Genomic DNA, 18,278 nt, shown 5'->3' on the forward strand with positions numbered 1-18,278 from the left:
ACTACTCTTTAAACTTCATAGGGTTTTCAATTCGTATCGAAAGAACCTCTCCACAATTCAAACAAAAAGTATAAATCTTATTAGAACCCATTGAAAATTTCTTATTTAATGGTTTAATGGGCATAAAATCAGTACCTTCCGCTATTTCCACACTATTACACTTTGGACATTTATTCTCTCTCATCCGATTCAACTCCTTCTGGTTTCTATAAAAATAGACGTTTTATTCCCTATATAGTTTCGACAATTAAAAAACGCTCCCTAAACAGGCAGCGTCATCTCCATTTTTCCACTTTCTTTTGTTTCAACATTTGAAATCCATAAATAATGAAAGAATAGCTAATAAATGTTAAAAATATGTGCAAGGGCTTGAATTTAATTAATTTAAACAGCTTTAGCTTCTGATAGAATTTGCATAATACGAAGGAAAAGAGTGAATCCATTAATATGTTAGCCAAAAAATATCGTTTTATATTTCCAAAGGTAAAGTGGAAAATCCACAACGTTCCTACAAAAAAAGGGCCAAAAATAAAACTAGAATCATTCATTAGTCTTGCTTTCCACCCACCCGCACTATTCCACCATTTTAATGGACCTGCCAACAAACACATCACGCATACAAGGAGCGAAGCGAAAATAGAAACAGGCAAATAATGCTTAAGAGACCTCTTTGGGAGAAATATAATGGAAATCCACGGTAAAGTAAGCTGAAGAATCCTAATAATCGTAGGCATGAAACTCATTTCCCCCTTTTCAGCTTACTTTTCCCTTTTGGGATGGAAATCATTCTATATCTTTACTAACTGACCAATAAATTATCTTATAAAATCTTTCAGCCTTCCCCCTACAATGTTAAAAAAGAAAAACTGCCAATACAGGCAGTCTTTCCGCACAATTTAGAAATCGTAGTTATCAATGTTCTCCTTCGTAAACACGACTCGCTCTGGTAATAAGATGATGCCGCTGCGATCATCTGTGTAGTCATAGCCTTGAATCGTATTCGGTTCGATCTTAACGTGACCTACATTTGGTACGTCAAACTCTTCGCCCACTTTTAGGTCCTTCCCTTTGACAGTCATAAGGTAGGCTACATAGGCTGCAAGAGCCCCCTGCTTTTTAACATCCCAAAGTCCGAATTGCTTAACTGTATCACGCTTAACGAAATCTCTCATAACATTTGGAGTAGAAAAGCCAGTGATGGCAATCTTACCGGCTACATTAAGGTTCTCTGCTGCTTGAGCCATCGCTGGTAAAGCTGTAGCATCCGGGCAGATAACAGCATCAATATCAGGGTAGGTCTTAATAATATTTTGACCGACTGTTAAAGATTTTTGGGCATCATTTTCACCAAATTGAGTCGTAACAATCTCCCAGCCTGGATGTTCCGCTTTAATCTTGGCTTTAGCTGCTTCAACCCATTGGTTTTGATCTGTTACAGTTGGACTAGAGTAGAAGAAAGCGACCTTTGCTTTGTCTGGAATTTGTTTAGCTGTCATTTCAATTAACAAACCGCCTAATTGTTCAGGGGTACCTTGGTTAATATAAAAAGAACGATGTTTTGGATTCACATCTGAATCCCAAGTAAGGATTTTAACGCCACGTTTCTTCGCACGATCTAATGCTTGGTTTAAACCGTCAACAGATGTAGAAGAAATCATTAGTGCTTTATATCCTTGGTTAACAAAGTTATTAATATATTTTACCTGACCCGCAACGGATGCTTCGCTTGGTCCATCATACGTTAAGTCAACTCCAAGCTCTTTTGCCATTTCCTTAGCGCCTTCCCCTCCAGAGGTGAAAAATCCAACCCCGGTCAATTTAGGGATAAAAGCTAATTTTACATCTTTCTTGCTAGAGCTTTCCCCGCCTGACGTCTTTTCCCCGCTGCTACATGCAGCTAGCACGAGGAATGCTGATAATACTACCGTGAACAGCTTAACAAGTCCAGTTTTCTTCATTAATCTACACTCCCTTTTGTGGCCCTTTTACAATGGCCTTTTTATTATTAAATTTTTTAATAAATAATTGGAGATTGCTCCAATTGGTTAAACGGAGTAGTACTGCCACGATTAATAAAAATCCAATAACTACACTTGTCTCCTCATTTGTCATACTCATCATTTGTAGTCCATACTGCATCATACCAATAACAATACTTGCTATACCGGTGCCGATTACCGTACCCTTACCACCCGAGATACTAGTTCCACCCAGGACTACGGCGGTAATAACAGGTAAAACCGCTTCTGCTCCGAGGTCTGATCGAGCAGAACTGAAGTAGGAGGTTAAGATTACTCCACTGATACCACCCCCTAAACCGGCTATGATGTAAGACCAAATTAAGATGGATTTTGTTCGAATTCCACTATACCTTGCTGACTTAATGTTGATTCCGATAAGAAAAACCTGTCTGCCAAAGCGCGTGAGGTTGAGGATCACTGCAAAAAGGATCATAAAGAAGAGGAAGAACAAAATAGGATTAGGCAACCCAAATGTTTGACCATTTGCCAACTGGACAAATGCATCTGGAAACCCGCTGATGCCTTCGTATCCCGATGCTTCACTTCCACCAGAAATGACTAAGGCAATCCCTGAAAAAAGAAACATACTTCCTAAAGTAACAACCAATGGCTGCACATTACTATTAGCGACAATCACACCATTCAATGCACCAGCACATCCACTAATCACTAAAGCAATCAATACGGCCAGCCAAACGTTTACTCCATTCATCCAAAGAACACCAATCGAAATAGAGGTTAAACCAATAGTTGAGCCAATGGAGACATCGATTCCACCCGTTATAATAACGTAGGTCATCGGAATAGCGGCTAGTCCGATGTAAACATAGTCATTCATACTAAAAACGAGATTAGTAAAGATCAAGAAGTCCGGATTCATCACACCAAAGAAAATCATTTCAAGGAATAAGAAAATAACAAGTGCACTTTCCCACCTAAAGAGTGGCCTGATCTGTTTTTTCATCGTTGTGAATCCCTCCTTTTCCTTCAATTGACTTCTGTTTAAGCTTCTTTCCTCTATTAAACTGACTATTAATTAAATAACTTTGGAATCTAGAGTCACTTATGACGATAAGAAGGAGTAAAAAGCCAGAAATGGCGTTGTTCCAGTAAGCAGGTATTTTTAAGTAAATTAACGAGCTGTTAATAGCTGTTAAAAAGATGGCACCGAGTCCTGCACCAAATACTTTCCCTAATCCACCGTTTAGACTCACTCCACCCAATACGGCAGCAGCAATGACCTGCAACTCAATTCCACTACCTGTTTGATTTGGTACAAACCCAATGTTCATAACAAAAATCATTCCTGCTATTGAAGCTGACATTCCCGAGAGGACAAAGGCCAGAATTCGTATTTTTGAAACAGAAATTCCAATCAGGCGGGCACCATCTGCATTATCCCCTACGGCATAAAAATAACGGCCCATTTTCATCAGCTTTAGAACAAGAAACGCAGCAATAAGGATAATCATCCCGATCCAAATTGGCAGAGGAAGACCGATGAAATCAGTTCCTGATAACTTTTTAAAATAGTTTGGAATATCCTCAATCCATTTTCCACCTGTTAAGATAATCATTAGACCTCTTAAAATACCTAGGGTACCTAAAGTCATAATGATGGCTGGAATTTTTAGGAGTGCCACTCCGACCCCATTGAACAGTCCTGCAACCAATCCGACAAGGAGAACCACAAGTGCTGCGACCCATCCGGAAACACCGTTCGTTAAGAGAAGACCGCAAACGGCTGCCGATATTCCCATGATTGATCCGACGGATACATCTATTTCAGCCGTTAACAGGACAAATGACTGTCCCACAGCCAGTATAAGTAAAATAATGCTGCTACTTACAAGCAGAAGCAGACTGTTACCTGTAACAAACTTACTATTAATGGAGCCAACAATACAGATAAAGGCAAGGATGAGAATAACAATCGATACTTCTCTTTCTTTTAAAAGCTTTGATAGGAGATTCATAGAGCCTTCAACTCCTTTTTAATCCCAAATGCAGCTGAGGTTATAGAATCGATAGTCAAGTTCTCTTTTGAAATCGAAGAAGTCATTCTACCTTCATGCATAACGAGGACACGGTCACTCAATTGAACGATTTCTTCCGTATCAGATGAAATCAAGATGACTGCTAACCCCTTTTCTTTCAGTTCATCAATCATTTTATAGATATCCCCGCGTGCACCGGCATCGATTCCCCGTGTGGGTTCATCTAAAATGATGACCTTTGGCCCTGTTTCAAGATATTTTGAAAGAACCACCTTCTGTTGGTTCCCGCCAGATAGATTACCGATCAATTGATTTTGTCCGGTTGTAACCACCTTTAGGCTATCAATTGCTTTTGTTGAGATGTCTTTTTCTTGTTTAAATGGGAGGAATAAGTGTTTGAATCTATGCAGGATTGTTGATGTGATGTTCATTTTTAAAGAGGCAATGGAGAAAATACCGTGTTGATGTCGATCTTCAGGGACATAAACCAGCCCCCGATTAATCCTTTCTCGTAAAGAGAAACCTTTTATATTCTCTTGAAGTAAGAAAACCTCACCAGAATCCCAAGGTTCTAAACCAAAAATAGAGGAGGCAAGCTCCGTACGGCCCGCACCGACGACTCCGGCAATTCCTAAGATTTCACCAGGATAAAGCTCAAAGGTGACATCTTGAAAACGATGACCGGATAAGTCCCTAACAGACAGAACAGGAATGTGTGATTTACTTGAGGGGGCGTTAAAATTCTTTACTTTAGCAGTTTTATCTTTACTAGACTCATCTACATGACTAACAGAGATTTTATTACTTTGTTCAGGCATTAATCCTTCTAACAATTTCTCATAGGTGAAATCCTTTACTGCCCCCTTGGCTGAGATTACCCCATCCCTTAGAACAGCGACAGAATTAGCCAGTTCAAATATTTCTGTCAGGCGATGGGTAATATAGAACACTCCTAACCCATCAGTAGTCAGCTTTTTAATAGTAGAGAAGAGTGAATTGATTTCACTAAAAGTTAAGGTGGATGTCGGCTCATCCAAGATAAGAATCTTTGCATTCCTTATGAGCCCTCTTAAGAGCTCTACCAGCTGCTGCTCAGCGATGGATAAGCTAAACCCTTTACGGTTTACATCCAAATTCCAGCCTAACACGGAGAGATAATGCTTTATTCTTTTCTCACACTCAGCCTTATTCTCATGAAAACCGATGGTCACGTTTTCCCTAATTGTCATATTTGGAAAAATAAGAGGTTCCTGCGGCACTAAATAAATACCTTGCTTATGAGCATCCGCCGGTTGATGAAACGAAACCGCTTCACCCTCAACAACAATCTCTCCCTCATCAGGACGATATAATCCTGTTATGATTTTCATTAAGGTAGATTTACCAGCTCCATTTCCACCAACGATGGCAAAAACTTCTCCCTTATTAAGAGTGAGATCCACTCCTTTTAACACAGGGTTCCCTGCAAATTGTTTATAGATTTGCCGAATATGAATCAGCTGGTCTTGCATTTGGTTCACCTGCCCTGCTAGTTTATAAACTATTATTCATGAACATTTTCTAGTAGAATTAACTTTTGTTTAAACTCGAGGGAAATTTTTGAATTTTTATATAAAGCGCTTACAAGCAAAATATTAAATGACAATCTACCCATAGTCAATACGTTTAAAACAAATTATCTAAATATTTTGAAATGATTGACTTTTTGTTTTTCGAGTCCTATACTCGGTATTAGAGTTAAACATTTGTTTACCATATGATTATTTGTTGAAAGGTTGAGGAACATTGTCGAACAATGATGCATTTACTGAAAATCTCCTAGTTAAAGTTGCTTGGTATTATTACAAGGATAATTTAACCCAAACAGAAATCTCCGAGATACTAAATTTATCAAGGAACAAAGTTGTTCGTTTACTTGACCGAGCTCGTGCGGAAAATATTGTTCAATTCCATATCAAAGGTCATGGGGTCAATTGTTTAGAAATCGAATACAAGCTCATCAATGTATTTAACCTTCCTCGTGCATTTGTCATTCCTACACCTAAAGATGAACTCAGCCGTTCCCTATCAAAGGCGGCAGCACAGTATATTGAAAATAATATTAATAATAATGAACTGTTAGGGTTCGGCTGGGGCGAGGCAGTTTCGCGAACAATTGAATCGCTTACTATTGATCCTTCCATCGAAGTATCCATGGTCACACTTACAGGTGGAGTTAATTACTATTTCCATAAACGTGATTATTCACTAGAGGGAGGCGTGGATAAATTTAAAGGAGGTATTCATGTCATTCCCGCTCCGTTCTTAGCCTCCACAGAAGAAATGGCTAAAAACATGCTTTCTGAACCATCTGTTAGAAATATTCTTGATTTGGCGAGCCTGTCCAATCATGTAGTTGTAGGAATTGGCGGCATATCCTCGGCTTCAACGATTATTAAGGAAGAAAAGATGACCCTTAATGAATTGATATATATTAAGAATCAAAATGCAGTGGGCGATATTTTAGGTCAATTCTACGATGCTGAGGGGAATATTCTTGATTTACCGCACCATCATCGCTTAATCGGTACTCACCTCAACACCTTAAAAAAACTGAACAATGTGATTGGTGTGGCCGGAAGTCCTCAAAAGGTAGATGCTATTTTTGGTGCTTTAAAAGGAGGTTATATAGACACACTTATTACCGACGAAGAAACTGCTGTTGCTTTAATAAAAAAAGCGGAAGTGCACGTTAAATAAAGGAGGTTTCTTTGAATGGAGTACATCCTAGTCTTTGATGCTGGGACTGGCAGTGTTCGTGCCGTGCTCTTTGACAGAGCCGGCAGGCAGATTGCCGTATCCCAAGTGGAATGGACTCATATTGAAGACCCACAATACCCTGGTTCGATGGACTTTGATGTAATCAAGAATTGGGAGATCATCCAGACCTGTGTGAAACAAGTACTCAATCAGACTAGTGTGGCCCCTCAAGATATCAAGGCCATTAGTGCGACTAGCATGCGTGAAGGATTTGTCCTTTATGACGAGAATGGCAGAGAAATCTGGGCATGTGCCAACGTGGATGCCCGGGCCGAAAAGGAAGCCCGGGAGCTTAAAAACATTGATTCCGAACTCGAAAAAAGGCTGTATGATTTAAGCGGCCAAACCTTTGCACTGGGTGCTCTCCCCCGACTCCTTTGGATCAAAAACAACCAGCCTGAAGTCTATGAAAAAATTGCCTACTTAACTATGATCAACGATTGGATCCTCTACAAACTCACTAACAAACTTCAAGTCGACCCATCTAATGGCTGTACCACAGGAATTTTCGATATCAAAAATCGTTCATGGACACCAGCAATTTCTGAGGCCTGTGAGCTTAAAAGTAACATCTTTCCTCCCGTTAACGAAGCAGGTCAATTACTAGGAACAATCCCTGAGTCTATTGCTACTTATACAGGTCTTGCAACAGGAACCCCTGTCTTCAGTGGTGGTGGTGATGCACAGCTAGCATCCGTTGGTGTTGGCGCCATTAACGATGCCCAAACCTTTATTTGCGGGGGTAGCTTTTGGCAGCAGGAAATTAACATCAAGGATTTAAAGGTTGACCCACACAACCGTATTCGTGTCAATTGTCATGCTGTTCCTGATTTATGGCAAATTGAGACTATCGCCTTCTTCCCCGGCCTTGTCATGCGATGGTTTAGAGATGCCTTTTGTGAAATAGAAAAACTGGAAGCAGAGCACACAGGACGGGATGCCTATGAAATTCTTGAAGCAAAGGCAAAAGATGTCCCTATTGGCTCAAATGGTATCATTCCAATTTTTTCTGATGTCATGGATTATATCTCTTGGCGACATGCAGCACCATCCTTCCTCAACCTCAGCCTTGATCCCAACAAAACTGGTAAAAAAGAAATGTTTAAATCCATTCAAGAAAATGCCGCTCTAGTTACCTATGGCAATTTAAAAATTGTAGAAGAAGTGACGGGACAATTCCCTAAAGAAGCAATTTTTGCTGGCGGTGCCTCAAAAGGGACACTATGGAGCCAGACCTTGGCGGATGTCCTAGGAATTCCTGTTAAGGTTCCCGTTGAAAAAGAAGCTGCAGCACTAGGTACAGCCATTATGGCAGGACTCGGTGCTGGTTTATACCCCAACTTAGAATCTGCCATTACCGAGATAGTGAAATGGGAAAGAGTTCATTCTCCTAATCTAGAAAACCACCAAAAGTATCAAGTCATTTATGAACATTGGCGTAAAGTTTATGCCGAAATGCTTAAATTAGCCGATTCCGGCATGACAAACCATATGTGGATTGCACCTGGAGTAACCATTTAATTGAAAGGGGGTGAAACGAATGTATCACACAAGTGAGGAAAACAATGAATATCGTTATGGCACCCATGGCCCCAAATACTTATCTAAAGGACCCAATGTGGATATTGGAGTGGTTCTTTTAAAACCTGGCGATGATCATGATAACCACTATCATACAACCTGTGAGGAAATCTTCTATATCCTTGAAGGTGAAATTGATATTTATATAAACGGTGAACCTGTTCATGTAAAGCCAGGTGACATGCTTCAGGTACGACCTATGGAAGCACACTACTTAAAAAATACAAATAATGTTGATTTTAAAGCCGTATTTATTAAGTCTCCACATATCAGTGAAAGAGATTCCGTTATCGTTGATAACCCAAAAATGAAGGAGTGAATGGTAGATGAATTGGGGATTTAAAAATAGAATGAATCAAATTTTACCAGGCGGGAAAGCCGTTATGTTGGCAATTGACCACGGTTATTTTCTCGGGCCCGTCCACGGCCTTGAAAAGCCTGGAGAAACCGTCAAGGACCTTTTGCCACATACCGACTCTTTGTTTGTCACACGGGGGACATTGGATGCGTGCATTCCTGCAGATATAAGTAAGCCTGTCCTTTTACGAGTTTCTGGAGGACCGAGTGTGTTGAATGATCTAGCCAACGAGCACATTGTTACCCCGGTAAAAGAAGCCATTAGACATAATGTGGTTGGTGTCGGCGTATCTATTTTTGTCGGTTCTGCTTACGAGACTCAAACGGTGACGAACTTAGCAAATGTCGTTACTGAATCACACGAGTATGGGTTACCTGTTCTAGCCATTACTGCTGTTGGTAAAGAACTAGAAAAACGCGATGCTAGATTCCTAGGCCTTGCTTCTCGTATTGGTGCTGAAATGGGAGCAGACATTGTTAAAACCTATTACTGTGAAGACTTTGAAAAAGTAACAAGCACGTGCCCCGTTCCAATCGTTATTGCCGGAGGTCCTAAACTAGAAACAATTAAAGATGCACTGGATTTAACTTATAACGCGATGAACCAGGGCGCTGCTGGTGTGGATATGGGGCGTAATATTTGGCAGTCCGAATACCCTGAAGCAATGATTCGTGCCATTAATGGGATTGTTCACAAAGGATTAAATGTGAAGGAATCACTGGATTTGTATTCACAGCTAACACAATCTAAGGTATTTTAAGGCACTCCTCAAAAGAAAAAGCGGCTTACCAAGTAGTAAGCCGTTCTCTATTTGAAGTACCAATTGCTAACACTATTTGTTATTTGAAATATTTATATCGAATATGATTTTACTTTACTACTACATATTTTTGCTTTGCACAAGAAGTTTGGATTTCCCTGTACGTTCCCATTCTTCTACTGTTTCATATGCTTTTTCAGGAGAATACCCTTTCCCTACAAGAACTCCCATTAGAATAAATTCTTGAAGAATATGAGTAGCATTTATTCCTCTTTTAACATCCTCTAATCCTTCTTTTACCAAAAATTCCGTGCTGTATCCATTCTTCAGGAGTCCTTCCAAAAACATCTGTATGTCCATTGCCGTGACTGTTGCCTTCTTCCGCAGCGATTGCATCTGCTTTGGTACCATGAACAGTACCAAATGGATGGTTAGGAGGAGCATATATTGAATAAAGTTTTAGCGGAGTATTACCTGTATTGGTTAGATTATGCCATGTTCCAGCGGGTATCATTATGGCGGAATCATCGGAGACATTTCTTTCAAAGTTTAAATTCTCTTTACTCTTGCCCATTTGAACAATCCCCTGGCCTTGTTCAATCCGTAAGAATTGATCAATATTTGGATGGATTTCCAAACCGATATCTTCGCCAACATTTAGACTCATCAAAGTAACTTGTAAATGTGTCCCTGTCCATAAAGCCGTACGATAGGTATTGTTTTGCTTCGATGCTTCATTAATGTTAACGACAAATGGCTTTGGTCCATAATCTGTTAAAAGAACCCTTCCATCACCGTTGGAAGAGCGAAATGAATTAAATCTGTTAGCGTGCACAACCCCATTAGGATAAGCTGCATAAACATACTGTCTTCCATAGTTATACATTGGTACATTAGCATAATAAGGATATTGATAAGGATACATATAGGGAACATTGTACATTTTTCTCAATCCCTTCACAGTTTATAAAATTATCCTATGCTCTTGTGAAGGGAAGGTACTTGGATTCAAACTTCATTCGTTAACTCTAACATTTTTTTAGCATGTCCTTGGCTTTCCCGTCTACCGCCAAATTTAAATACAACGACACCGCCAACGATCACCAGTACACCAATTAACTGCTTAAAAGTAAATGGAACTTTTTCTAACCCTAGTAACCCGAGTGAGTCCCACACCAAAGCAAATGCAAGCTGTGAAGCAAATACAATTGAGATGGCATAGCTTGGTCCCAGGTGCTTCATCCCCTGAACGATAAAGGTGACCACTCCTATCCCAAGTAAGCCACTGAACCAATACCAAAGCTTCATATTTTGTAGATGAAATAATTCTTTTCCTTCAAACATTAACCCAAAAATCATAGAAGCCAGGAATCCTAGCCCTAATACTAATGTGGTCGTGGCCCAGGAGCCTGCTCGTTCGTTTACCTTACTGTTGAATATATTTTGTACGCTGAGTAACGCCCCAGCGATCAATGAGAATAATAGACCTAGAATCATACTCCTACTCCCCTACTAGTTCAATTTTAAATCTATTCGTAAATATTATCTCCTGCCAACATCCGTAATCGTTCCCTGTCCTTCACAAGGATAAGACCTTTATTCCGCTCAATCAATCCGTCTTCACACAATTGAGCAATCACGCGATTTAAATGACGATAACTGGTCCCAATTAAATTCGCCGTATCTTTTATATTAATCCTTATCTGGCTTTTATTAAGTGAAACGGATTCGTCTAAAGAGACCGACATGAGATAACTGGCCAATCGAACTTCGACGGGATACATGATAGTCAGACTCATCGATTTCGATTTCACATGGAATTTTTTCGTGATGATTTCCAATAAAAATTGCAGAAATGGTGAATGGTCTTTTGCATATTTTTTCAACCAGCGATGATGAATACCGATCATACTAACCGACGAAACAGCCTCCACTGTATTAACAAAATCAATCCCCTGTACGTATTCAAGATCCCCTATTACTTCAAGCGGTGTCTTGAACGATAAGATGAGGGTTTTCCCTTCAGCAGAGTTGGTATAGATTTTAACCTTTCCCTTTACAAGGACGTACAAATACTCAGAAGGTTCTCCTTGTGAACAGATAAGTTCCCCTTCTTCAAAGCTGTATAGGGACAAATACGGAAGCAATTGTTGATTAAATATAGATTCCATCTGGTATTCCTCTATAAATGATTGTAATTGCGCACGATCTTTTATCTCTTTCATTTGCTAAGACCCACCTTCCACCTGCGTACGATTAAAACCTAAGAATCAATACCCCGGCAATCATCATTCCGATACCAATAAATTGCGGTAGCTTCATTTTTTGCTTCGTTAGGCCGAACCATCCGTTACTGTCTATTATAAAGGTCAGACATAACTGAGCAATCAGGATCACAGCAACTGTAAAGGTAACACCTATATGCTGAATAGCCGTTACGTTACTAAAAACGACAACCGCCCCGAAGGTACCGCCGACTAAATATAACGGTTTTACCTGTTTAAATCCTTGCCATTTTCCTTCACGAGTGAACATTAGTATAAGCAGGGACACAATAAAGCCAGTAAACTGAGTGATGGTTGCAGCTTGCCATGTACCTATATCATTACTAATCCGTGTATTCGCTACTCCCTGCAGGGTAATAAACGCCCCGGCTAAAAATGCAAAAAAGATACCTTTCATCGAGTTCACTCTCCCTAGTTGATTTAACTTAATTAAAATGCATTTTGAGCTGTCTAGGGAAGGACATATGTCCTAATTGTAAAAAAAGGTATTTATTTTAGTTAAAGAAATTTTTTTTTTGAAAAAGAAGGAAGTTTATGTGACTCATTTGGGTTCCAGTTGGTGGGTTCGGTCACATAGAGGCGGTTTACGTTACCCAATTGATCTCTGGATGTAGGATTGAGGATCGTAGAAACAGTCTACGTGACCGAATCAACCTCTGAATGGGGATTTTGGGCTCGTAGAAGGTGCTAACAGGTGTAAAATTACACTACGACAAAGTAATCGCAAAGTTTATCAGTGAATTTTTAGCCTTTATCAGCGAATTTAGAGTTTTTATCAGCGAATCTCAAAGTTTATCAGCGAATTTCCGACTTTTATCAGCGAATCCGAAAATCCACCAAAAAAGACCTTCTCAAAAAAATGAAAAGGCCTAATGTTTCACCTTATAATGCATCTGCGCAAATTGGTTAAACCGCCTTACCTCAAGCAAAGTTAACGATAATTCCGGATTGGGAGCTTTAAATAATGGAACGCCTGAACCAAGGATGTGAGGCGAAAAAGTTATAATGATTTCATCTATCAACTTTTCTTTCATAAACGCATCAAGCAATTCAGCGCCGCCAACCATCCATATTTTCGCGCCATCCTGTTGCTTTAACCTTTTGGCAAACTCAATAACATCTTCATTTACATATTCAACGTCACCACTCGAACCCTGCTCAGATCTCGAGAACACATAACACTTCCGATCTGAATGAGGAAACGTATCAGTTACGCTTACCACATAATCGTATGTTTTCTTCCCCATAATGATGGTATCAATCGATTCATACATTTCAGAAAAACCGTTATCCCCCTCGCCCTCGGTTTCATATAGCCATTCCAAATTGTCCCCTTCTTTTGCAATAAACCCATCTACGCTTGCGGCTATAAATAAAACAATCTCTCTTGCCAAAAACTCGTCTCCCCTTTCATACGCCATTCCTAGGCATTTAGTATAAACAAAAACGTATAGTTCTACTATTAATAGAAACCCTAATAATCGAGGTGAACCTACAATATGATGAAAAAAGAAAATCAACCCAACCAAATCAAATATAGCATTTGGGATACCAAAACAGAGGAAAATCTCGACCAAATGAAAGAGGAATTGGCTGAGTTCATGGAACAATCCACAAAACCACAGCTCCCAAATGACTAAACAAGCAGCCATTAGAGGTTGCTTGTTTTGTTTGTTGTAACAAATGATTAATATGTTTCTAACAATTACGTCATAGTTCTTTAATAATTTGTGGGTATAGTATGAAATAGTGGGGATGGCGCGTGTGGCTATCATGGTATATGGCGAAGGCGGAGCCAGTACTGATTTAGAAAAGAAAACATTCCCTTATTTCGAAAAACGTACCCTTACTTTTCCCAATTTAAAACAAGGCTTATCCTATTGGAACAGACCAACAGGTTATCCAATAAAATAGAACTAGCTGACATGTACGATTTTTCAAAAATTGGGAGTGTGCATATGGGAATCATTACGGGGAATCATTTTTTAGACCGATTAAATAACATGAAAACTGAAATTTGGTATGACGGTGAAAAAATTAAGGGAATGCTTTCTGAACATCCTGCCTTTAAAGGCATCCTGCAAACAAAAGCATCGCTTTATGATTTGCAGAATGATAGAGAGTTGATCAAGAAGATGACTTACCTATCACCAGAAACAAATAGCTTAATAGGCCTTTCCTTCTTGCAGCCGAAAACTAAGGAGGATCTAAAGAAAAGAAGAGAAATGATTGACATCTGGGCAAGGCACACGCATGGTTTGATGGGCAGAAGTCCAGATTATATGAACACAATCGTGATGAGCTTCGCCTCCTCTTCGGCTGCCCTCTTAAAGGGGAAAGAAAACTGCTTCCCCGAAAATATACAAGCAATCTATGAAAAAGCAAAAGAAAAAGACCTTTGCTTTACACATACATTCATTACTCCTCAAACTAATCGTTCCCAATACAATTTTGACTGTTCTACAGAACCAATTTCCGCAAAAGTAATTGATCGAAATGAAAAAGGAATCATCATTAAAGGTGCTCGGCTCCTTGCTACACAGGGTGGATTAACGGATGAAGTACTAGTCTATACCGCTCCAAAGAAATTCATGGACCCGGACGAAGCATTTGCCTGTTCCATCTCTTCTGATACGGAAGGTCTAAAGTTTATCTGTAGAGAATCATTTGTAGGCGGAGACTCTCCCTTTAACCACCCCTTAAGCTCCCGTTATGAGGAGATGGACTCCATCGTGGTGTTTGATAACGTATTAGTCCCTTGGGACCGAGTTTTCTTTTATGACAATGTTGAAGCTACAACTGACTTCATGCTCCATAGCTCTTTCCATCATTTTGCCACGCACCAAGTACTAACTAGACAAATTGTAAAAACAGAATTTGTCTTAGGCATTGCGGAACTTTTGGTAGAGACGATTAATGTTAAGGAATACCAGCATATTCAAGAAAAGTTATCTGAAATCATCATCGGACTTGAAACCATGAAGGCTTTATTGGAGAAGTCTGAACAGGATGCAAAACTAGATGAATGGGGATACATGCGCCCTAGCCTTCTTCCCCTGCAAGTGGCCACTAACGTCTTTCCGCGAATTTATCCCCGTTTCAGCGAGATTATTCAATTAATTGGGGCAAGTGGAATGGTATCATTACCGACTGAAAAAGCATTTAAGTCTGGTATTCGTACGGATCTTGACCAGTATCTTCAAGGGGCAAGTAAGACGGCTGAAGATAGGGTAAAAATATTCCGTTTAGCTTGGGATTTGACTATGAGTTCATTCGGAACAAGACAAACTCACTATGAAAGATACTTTTTTGGCGATCCGATACGGCTGTCTAGTACTTTGTACCAAACTTATCCGAAAAATGAGCATGTTAGAAACGTATGTGATTTTTTAGACTTACACTAAAAGAGCTGTAATTAAATTATGTTCACTTGGTTTTCGTTTGAAGAGAAACTTCAATAAAGAGAGCGACCGGATACTCATAGCGGGGAAGTGCGGGAGAGTAACCGAATAACATAGATAATTGTTGGTAAGATTATAATAAGGAGATTAAGCCGAAGGGAAGCAGTATCTATGCCGCATCAGAAGTTTCAGTCAGCCAACATAAAACCTCGCTATTCAAAAGGGAAAATATCAGTATTCGGGACCAACTCGGTATATCCCCGTCCTCCTTGGATTGTAGCCTGGTGGTCGGCTGCTTTTCCGGGGTTTGGGCACATGTTTATAGGAAAGTATCTACATGGTTTTATTCTAATCATCTGGGAGCTTGTGGTAAATAACCTGTCCAATCTAAACCTAGGGATTGCCTTATCCTTTCATGGCAGGTTTGAAGAGGCAAAGGCTATATTAAACCAGGACTGGGCTCTGCTTTATGTGGCTGTATATGTATATAGCATCTGGGACAGTTATCGCTGTGCGGTTGAAATCAAGAAAAGTCACATTCTTGCCGAAATTGAAGATGCACCTGTCACACCTTCAGATGTTACTTTTTTTGATGTTGTCATCCTTGACAAAAAGAATCCCTTGGTGGGTTCGCTTTGGGCATTTTTCACTCCTGGCTTGGGGCAATTATATGGTGGCAGTACTGTTGTTGGCACATTTATTTTGGCTTGGTGGATATTTGTTTGCTATAAGGCAATTGCTGTTCGCACCTGGCTCTATTCGTTCCTTGGGGATTTTGACAGAGCAGTTGCAATTGTGGACTGGCAGTGGTTTCTTTTCTTGCCTTCTATGTACGCTTTCGCAATCTATCAGGCATATGTATCAGTAACAGAAAATAATACACTATTCGATATTGAGCAAATACGATATTTGAGAGTGAGGGAGGAAAAATTGACTCAAATCAGCACAACGGAAGACAATTCAACAAAAATAATCGCCACATTTGACCATTCACCCTTTGTTGAAATGGTTATTCATGATATTGAGAAGTTGGGAGTGCCGTCCCAAAATATCGTTGCATTGCCTTTGGAAAACCTTGACTCTCAAACAAATATTATTGATTCTATTCATCGGGTCGATGGCAGAAGTATTTTGGACGGCGCCATGATGGGCGGAACGTTCTTTGCAGTTTTGGGAGCTATTTATGGATTCGTATTGCACTGGGGGCCAATAATTTGGGGGTTGATTGGCTTAGTAGGTGGTTTCTTCTTGGGATTGACTATTGAATTAGTGATTAATAAAAAGAAATTAAAAGTTTTTTCAGGCCGTAAAAGTGAGGTTATTATAGAGGTAACATGTAGTGCCTCTCTTCAAAAACAACTCATCAATATTTTTAAATCAAGGAGAGCGCTGGGTTTCGTAATTATCCCTCAACGCCAAACGTTTGATTAGTTCAATGGTCCTAATGTATCATGGCTTCCAAAAAATTTAATCAAACGTTTGATTAGTTTTTTACAAAAAAACAGTTCCTCCACTAAGAGGAACATCCACTTCCACAGCTAGAACAGCTGGAGCCACCGGAACAACTTGAGCAGCTGGAACCACCGCCGTCATGATGGCCCCCTCCACCGTGACCGTCGCCATGACCACCGTCCTTATGACCCGTCCCATGCGAAGCCGTCCCGCAGAAAATCGCCGTTGAGCAGCCGCTTGTATAATTCACTGCTTTCGCATACGTATACTCACTCGCATATTTCCAATAATCATCAAAGTAAAAACTAGAGAAAAATACCATCGCAAGCCCCAAATTCGTCATTTCTCCATAATGCCGCTGCTTCGTAAATTGACCCTTTGAATTCACTTGATACGTTTCTTCCGCATGTATGACTTGCTGCTTCATTTGCATAACAAGATACTCAACCGTCCCCCTGTTATCCTCATTCACCTTAAAGTACCTATTAATCAACCATTCATTGCTTTCTTCCCTAAACTCTTGTAAAACCTTCTTATCTAACGGGTATCTAAAAAAGCTGCCCCAGGACTTCCAGCTATACTCGGTAATCGTAAACAAATGAGAAAATACCCAATCAAAAAACGCTCGTTCCTGCGGAGCAGGCGTTAGACTTGTATTAGGCGTGTGATGCAGCATTTTTCCAACAAATCGATCTGAGAAAGTTTGATATTTTTGCGTAAAAAGCAGCATCGTATGCCAGACTTCATCCACTTCTGCACTAAACATAGGCGTTTCTTTTAACATATTTGAAAGCAAAAAATACCGTTTTAATTCAAATAGACGCCATTCCAATTCATCTTCGGTCCGTTTCGGATGCTCCTGAAGAAAACGATACTTCACCTGTTCAATATAATCTGCATTAAAAGCAGCATCTAATTTTTCAAGCAATGGTGTCACTGGAACATCGGGCAGCACACCCAACTGCTCAGGTATATTTTCTTTTGCTAACTTAGGTCGTCCCTTTGTCGCTGATACCACTACTCCAGTAACGATTCCCGCCAGCACAAGAGCCCCCATCACAACTCCAATTACCAAATGAATCACCATCCTTCCCCATGATAGTGTAGTACGTATTAAAATTGGAAAAAGTTTCATATAAGATAAAAAATGACGACCCCCTTATTGAAGGGTCGTCTCACATACTTATACTAGAAATGCTCCTAATGCGATCATGGCCTTCTTTAATGCTTGCTCATAGGCCTTATCCTTACCAATGATGTTACGAAAATCAGCAACATCTCGAACCGTCGAACGCCCTTCTATTTCGTATCCATTATTAAATATTAATAGACAAATTGTGGATTTATCGCTCATTCTATGAAACTTCTTCTCTACGATCATTTCCTCTAATTTTGCCCGTTTTTCATCCTTAATCGTTTGGTTTCGAGAATAGGGGATCACTACATGGTCATACATATGCTTATTCTTGCACGTGACTAGAAGAATCTTTTCCCCTTTATGTTCTACTTGATTGATCTCCCCACATTTCGGACAAATACTATCGATGAACATACGAATCGCTCTCCCTTTACTTGAATGGTTTGTAGGATGAATTTTTCTAAGGCTGTGTTACTTTATATATTT

At 39.8% G+C, this 18,278-nt stretch carries 19 protein-coding genes and 2 pseudogenes; 8 read left to right on the forward strand and 13 right to left on the reverse strand.

The features are described from left to right. Nucleotide 1: 1 nt before the first annotated feature. From AA0X95_RS26465 to AA0X95_RS26485, 5 genes and pseudogenes are all read right to left on the reverse strand, one after another. A complete protein-coding gene (locus tag AA0X95_RS26465) occupies nucleotides 2–184 on the reverse strand; it encodes a hypothetical protein (RefSeq protein WP_413303593.1) in 183 nt (60 codons plus the stop codon). 712 nt (nucleotides 185–896) lie between these two features. Next, the gene (gene lsrB, locus AA0X95_RS26470; RefSeq protein ID WP_413303596.1) at nucleotides 897–1,958 is read right to left on the reverse strand and encodes an autoinducer 2 ABC transporter substrate-binding protein LsrB; all 1,062 of its coding nucleotides are present in this window, start codon (nucleotides 1,956–1,958) and stop codon (nucleotides 897–899) included. A gap of 4 nt (nucleotides 1,959–1,962) precedes the next feature. After that, the gene (locus AA0X95_RS26475; protein ID WP_413303598.1) at nucleotides 1,963–2,985 is read right to left on the reverse strand and encodes an ABC transporter permease; all 1,023 of its coding nucleotides are present in this window, start codon (nucleotides 2,983–2,985) and stop codon (nucleotides 1,963–1,965) included. 55 nt (nucleotides 2,986–3,040) lie between these two features. Continuing rightward, nucleotides 3,041–3,997 (reverse strand): annotated as a pseudogene (locus AA0X95_RS26480) (ABC transporter permease subunit); the annotation flags it as partial. Continuing rightward, a complete protein-coding gene (locus AA0X95_RS26485; RefSeq protein ID WP_413303601.1) occupies nucleotides 3,994–5,529 on the reverse strand; it encodes a sugar ABC transporter ATP-binding protein in 1,536 nt (511 codons plus the stop codon). The gene AA0X95_RS26485 and the pseudogene AA0X95_RS26480, both read right to left, overlap by 4 nt. Before the next feature lie 274 nt (nucleotides 5,530–5,803). Here AA0X95_RS26485 and AA0X95_RS26490 point away from each other — a divergent pair, with 274 nt between their 5' ends. From AA0X95_RS26490 to lsrF, 4 genes are read left to right on the forward strand one after another with little or no spacing between them, the layout of a single operon-like run. Next, complete coding sequence (locus AA0X95_RS26490) at nucleotides 5,804–6,757, forward strand: sugar-binding transcriptional regulator (RefSeq protein ID WP_413303604.1); 954 nt, start codon at nucleotides 5,804–5,806, stop codon at nucleotides 6,755–6,757. Nucleotides 6,758–6,772: 15 nt separating this feature from the next. Next, nucleotides 6,773–8,338: an autoinducer-2 kinase gene (gene lsrK, locus AA0X95_RS26495; RefSeq protein ID WP_413303607.1), complete on the forward strand. Its 1,566-nt coding sequence runs from the start codon at nucleotides 6,773–6,775 to the stop codon at nucleotides 8,336–8,338. A 19-nt stretch (nucleotides 8,339–8,357) separates the two neighbouring features. Further along, nucleotides 8,358–8,717 (forward strand): cupin domain-containing protein, encoded by a 360-nt coding sequence (locus tag AA0X95_RS26500; RefSeq protein WP_413303610.1) that lies wholly within the window; start codon nucleotides 8,358–8,360, stop codon nucleotides 8,715–8,717. A 7-nt stretch (nucleotides 8,718–8,724) separates the two neighbouring features. After that, nucleotides 8,725–9,516, forward strand: coding sequence for a 3-hydroxy-5-phosphonooxypentane-2,4-dione thiolase (gene lsrF, locus AA0X95_RS26505; protein WP_413303613.1), 792 nt, complete (start codon nucleotides 8,725–8,727; stop codon nucleotides 9,514–9,516). A 120-nt stretch (nucleotides 9,517–9,636) separates the two neighbouring features. On the opposite strand, the gene AA0X95_RS26510 is transcribed toward lsrF, so the two are convergent. The 6 genes and pseudogenes from AA0X95_RS26510 to AA0X95_RS26535 all read right to left on the reverse strand — a co-directional run bounded on the left by AA0X95_RS26510 (nucleotide 9,637) and on the right by AA0X95_RS26535 (nucleotide 13,195). Continuing rightward, nucleotides 9,637–9,819, reverse strand: coding sequence for a hypothetical protein (locus tag AA0X95_RS26510; RefSeq protein ID WP_413303615.1), 183 nt, complete (start codon nucleotides 9,817–9,819; stop codon nucleotides 9,637–9,639). 73 nt (nucleotides 9,820–9,892) lie between these two features. Next, nucleotides 9,893–10,459, reverse strand: a pseudogene (locus AA0X95_RS26515) (cupin domain-containing protein); the annotation flags it as partial. 65 nt (nucleotides 10,460–10,524) lie between these two features. Further along, on the reverse strand, nucleotides 10,525–11,013 hold the full coding sequence (locus AA0X95_RS26520) for a DMT family transporter (protein WP_413303617.1): 489 nt from the start codon (nucleotides 11,011–11,013) through the stop codon (nucleotides 10,525–10,527). A gap of 32 nt (nucleotides 11,014–11,045) precedes the next feature. Further along, entirely contained in the window at nucleotides 11,046–11,741 is a 696-nt protein-coding gene (locus tag AA0X95_RS26525; protein ID WP_413303620.1) for a Crp/Fnr family transcriptional regulator, read from the reverse strand. 31 nt (nucleotides 11,742–11,772) lie between these two features. Next, nucleotides 11,773–12,198, reverse strand: coding sequence for a DMT family transporter (locus tag AA0X95_RS26530; RefSeq protein WP_413303623.1), 426 nt, complete (start codon nucleotides 12,196–12,198; stop codon nucleotides 11,773–11,775). Nucleotides 12,199–12,670: 472 nt separating this feature from the next. Then, nucleotides 12,671–13,195, reverse strand: coding sequence for a dihydrofolate reductase family protein (locus tag AA0X95_RS26535; RefSeq protein WP_413303625.1), 525 nt, complete (start codon nucleotides 13,193–13,195; stop codon nucleotides 12,671–12,673). A 105-nt stretch (nucleotides 13,196–13,300) separates the two neighbouring features. Here AA0X95_RS26535 and AA0X95_RS26540 point away from each other — a divergent pair, with 105 nt between their 5' ends. From AA0X95_RS26540 to AA0X95_RS26555, 4 genes are all read left to right on the forward strand, one after another. Continuing rightward, entirely contained in the window at nucleotides 13,301–13,441 is a 141-nt protein-coding gene (locus tag AA0X95_RS26540; RefSeq protein ID WP_413303628.1) for a hypothetical protein, read from the forward strand. 124 nt (nucleotides 13,442–13,565) lie between these two features. Next, nucleotides 13,566–13,715, forward strand: coding sequence for a hypothetical protein (locus tag AA0X95_RS26545; protein WP_413303631.1), 150 nt, complete (start codon nucleotides 13,566–13,568; stop codon nucleotides 13,713–13,715). A gap of 44 nt (nucleotides 13,716–13,759) precedes the next feature. After that, on the forward strand, nucleotides 13,760–15,205 hold the full coding sequence (hpaB, locus tag AA0X95_RS26550) for a 4-hydroxyphenylacetate 3-monooxygenase, oxygenase component (RefSeq protein ID WP_413303633.1): 1,446 nt from the start codon (nucleotides 13,760–13,762) through the stop codon (nucleotides 15,203–15,205). A 312-nt stretch (nucleotides 15,206–15,517) separates the two neighbouring features. Beyond that, on the forward strand, nucleotides 15,518–16,633 hold the full coding sequence (locus AA0X95_RS26555; RefSeq protein ID WP_413303636.1) for a hypothetical protein: 1,116 nt from the start codon (nucleotides 15,518–15,520) through the stop codon (nucleotides 16,631–16,633). Nucleotides 16,634–16,715: 82 nt separating this feature from the next. Here the strand turns inward: AA0X95_RS26555 and AA0X95_RS26560 are convergent, their stop codons facing one another. Together AA0X95_RS26560 and AA0X95_RS26565 are read right to left on the reverse strand one after the other, a co-directional pair. After that, entirely contained in the window at nucleotides 16,716–17,729 is a 1,014-nt protein-coding gene (locus AA0X95_RS26560; protein WP_413303639.1) for a hypothetical protein, read from the reverse strand. 108 nt (nucleotides 17,730–17,837) lie between these two features. Continuing rightward, nucleotides 17,838–18,206 (reverse strand): Gp49 family protein, encoded by a 369-nt coding sequence (locus AA0X95_RS26565; RefSeq protein ID WP_413303642.1) that lies wholly within the window; start codon nucleotides 18,204–18,206, stop codon nucleotides 17,838–17,840. Nucleotides 18,207–18,278 lie beyond the last annotated feature (72 nt).

The sequence above is a fragment of the Neobacillus phoenicis genome, from assembly GCF_047302305.1.
GTDB lineage: Bacteria > Bacillota > Bacilli > Bacillales > Cytobacillaceae > Neobacillus.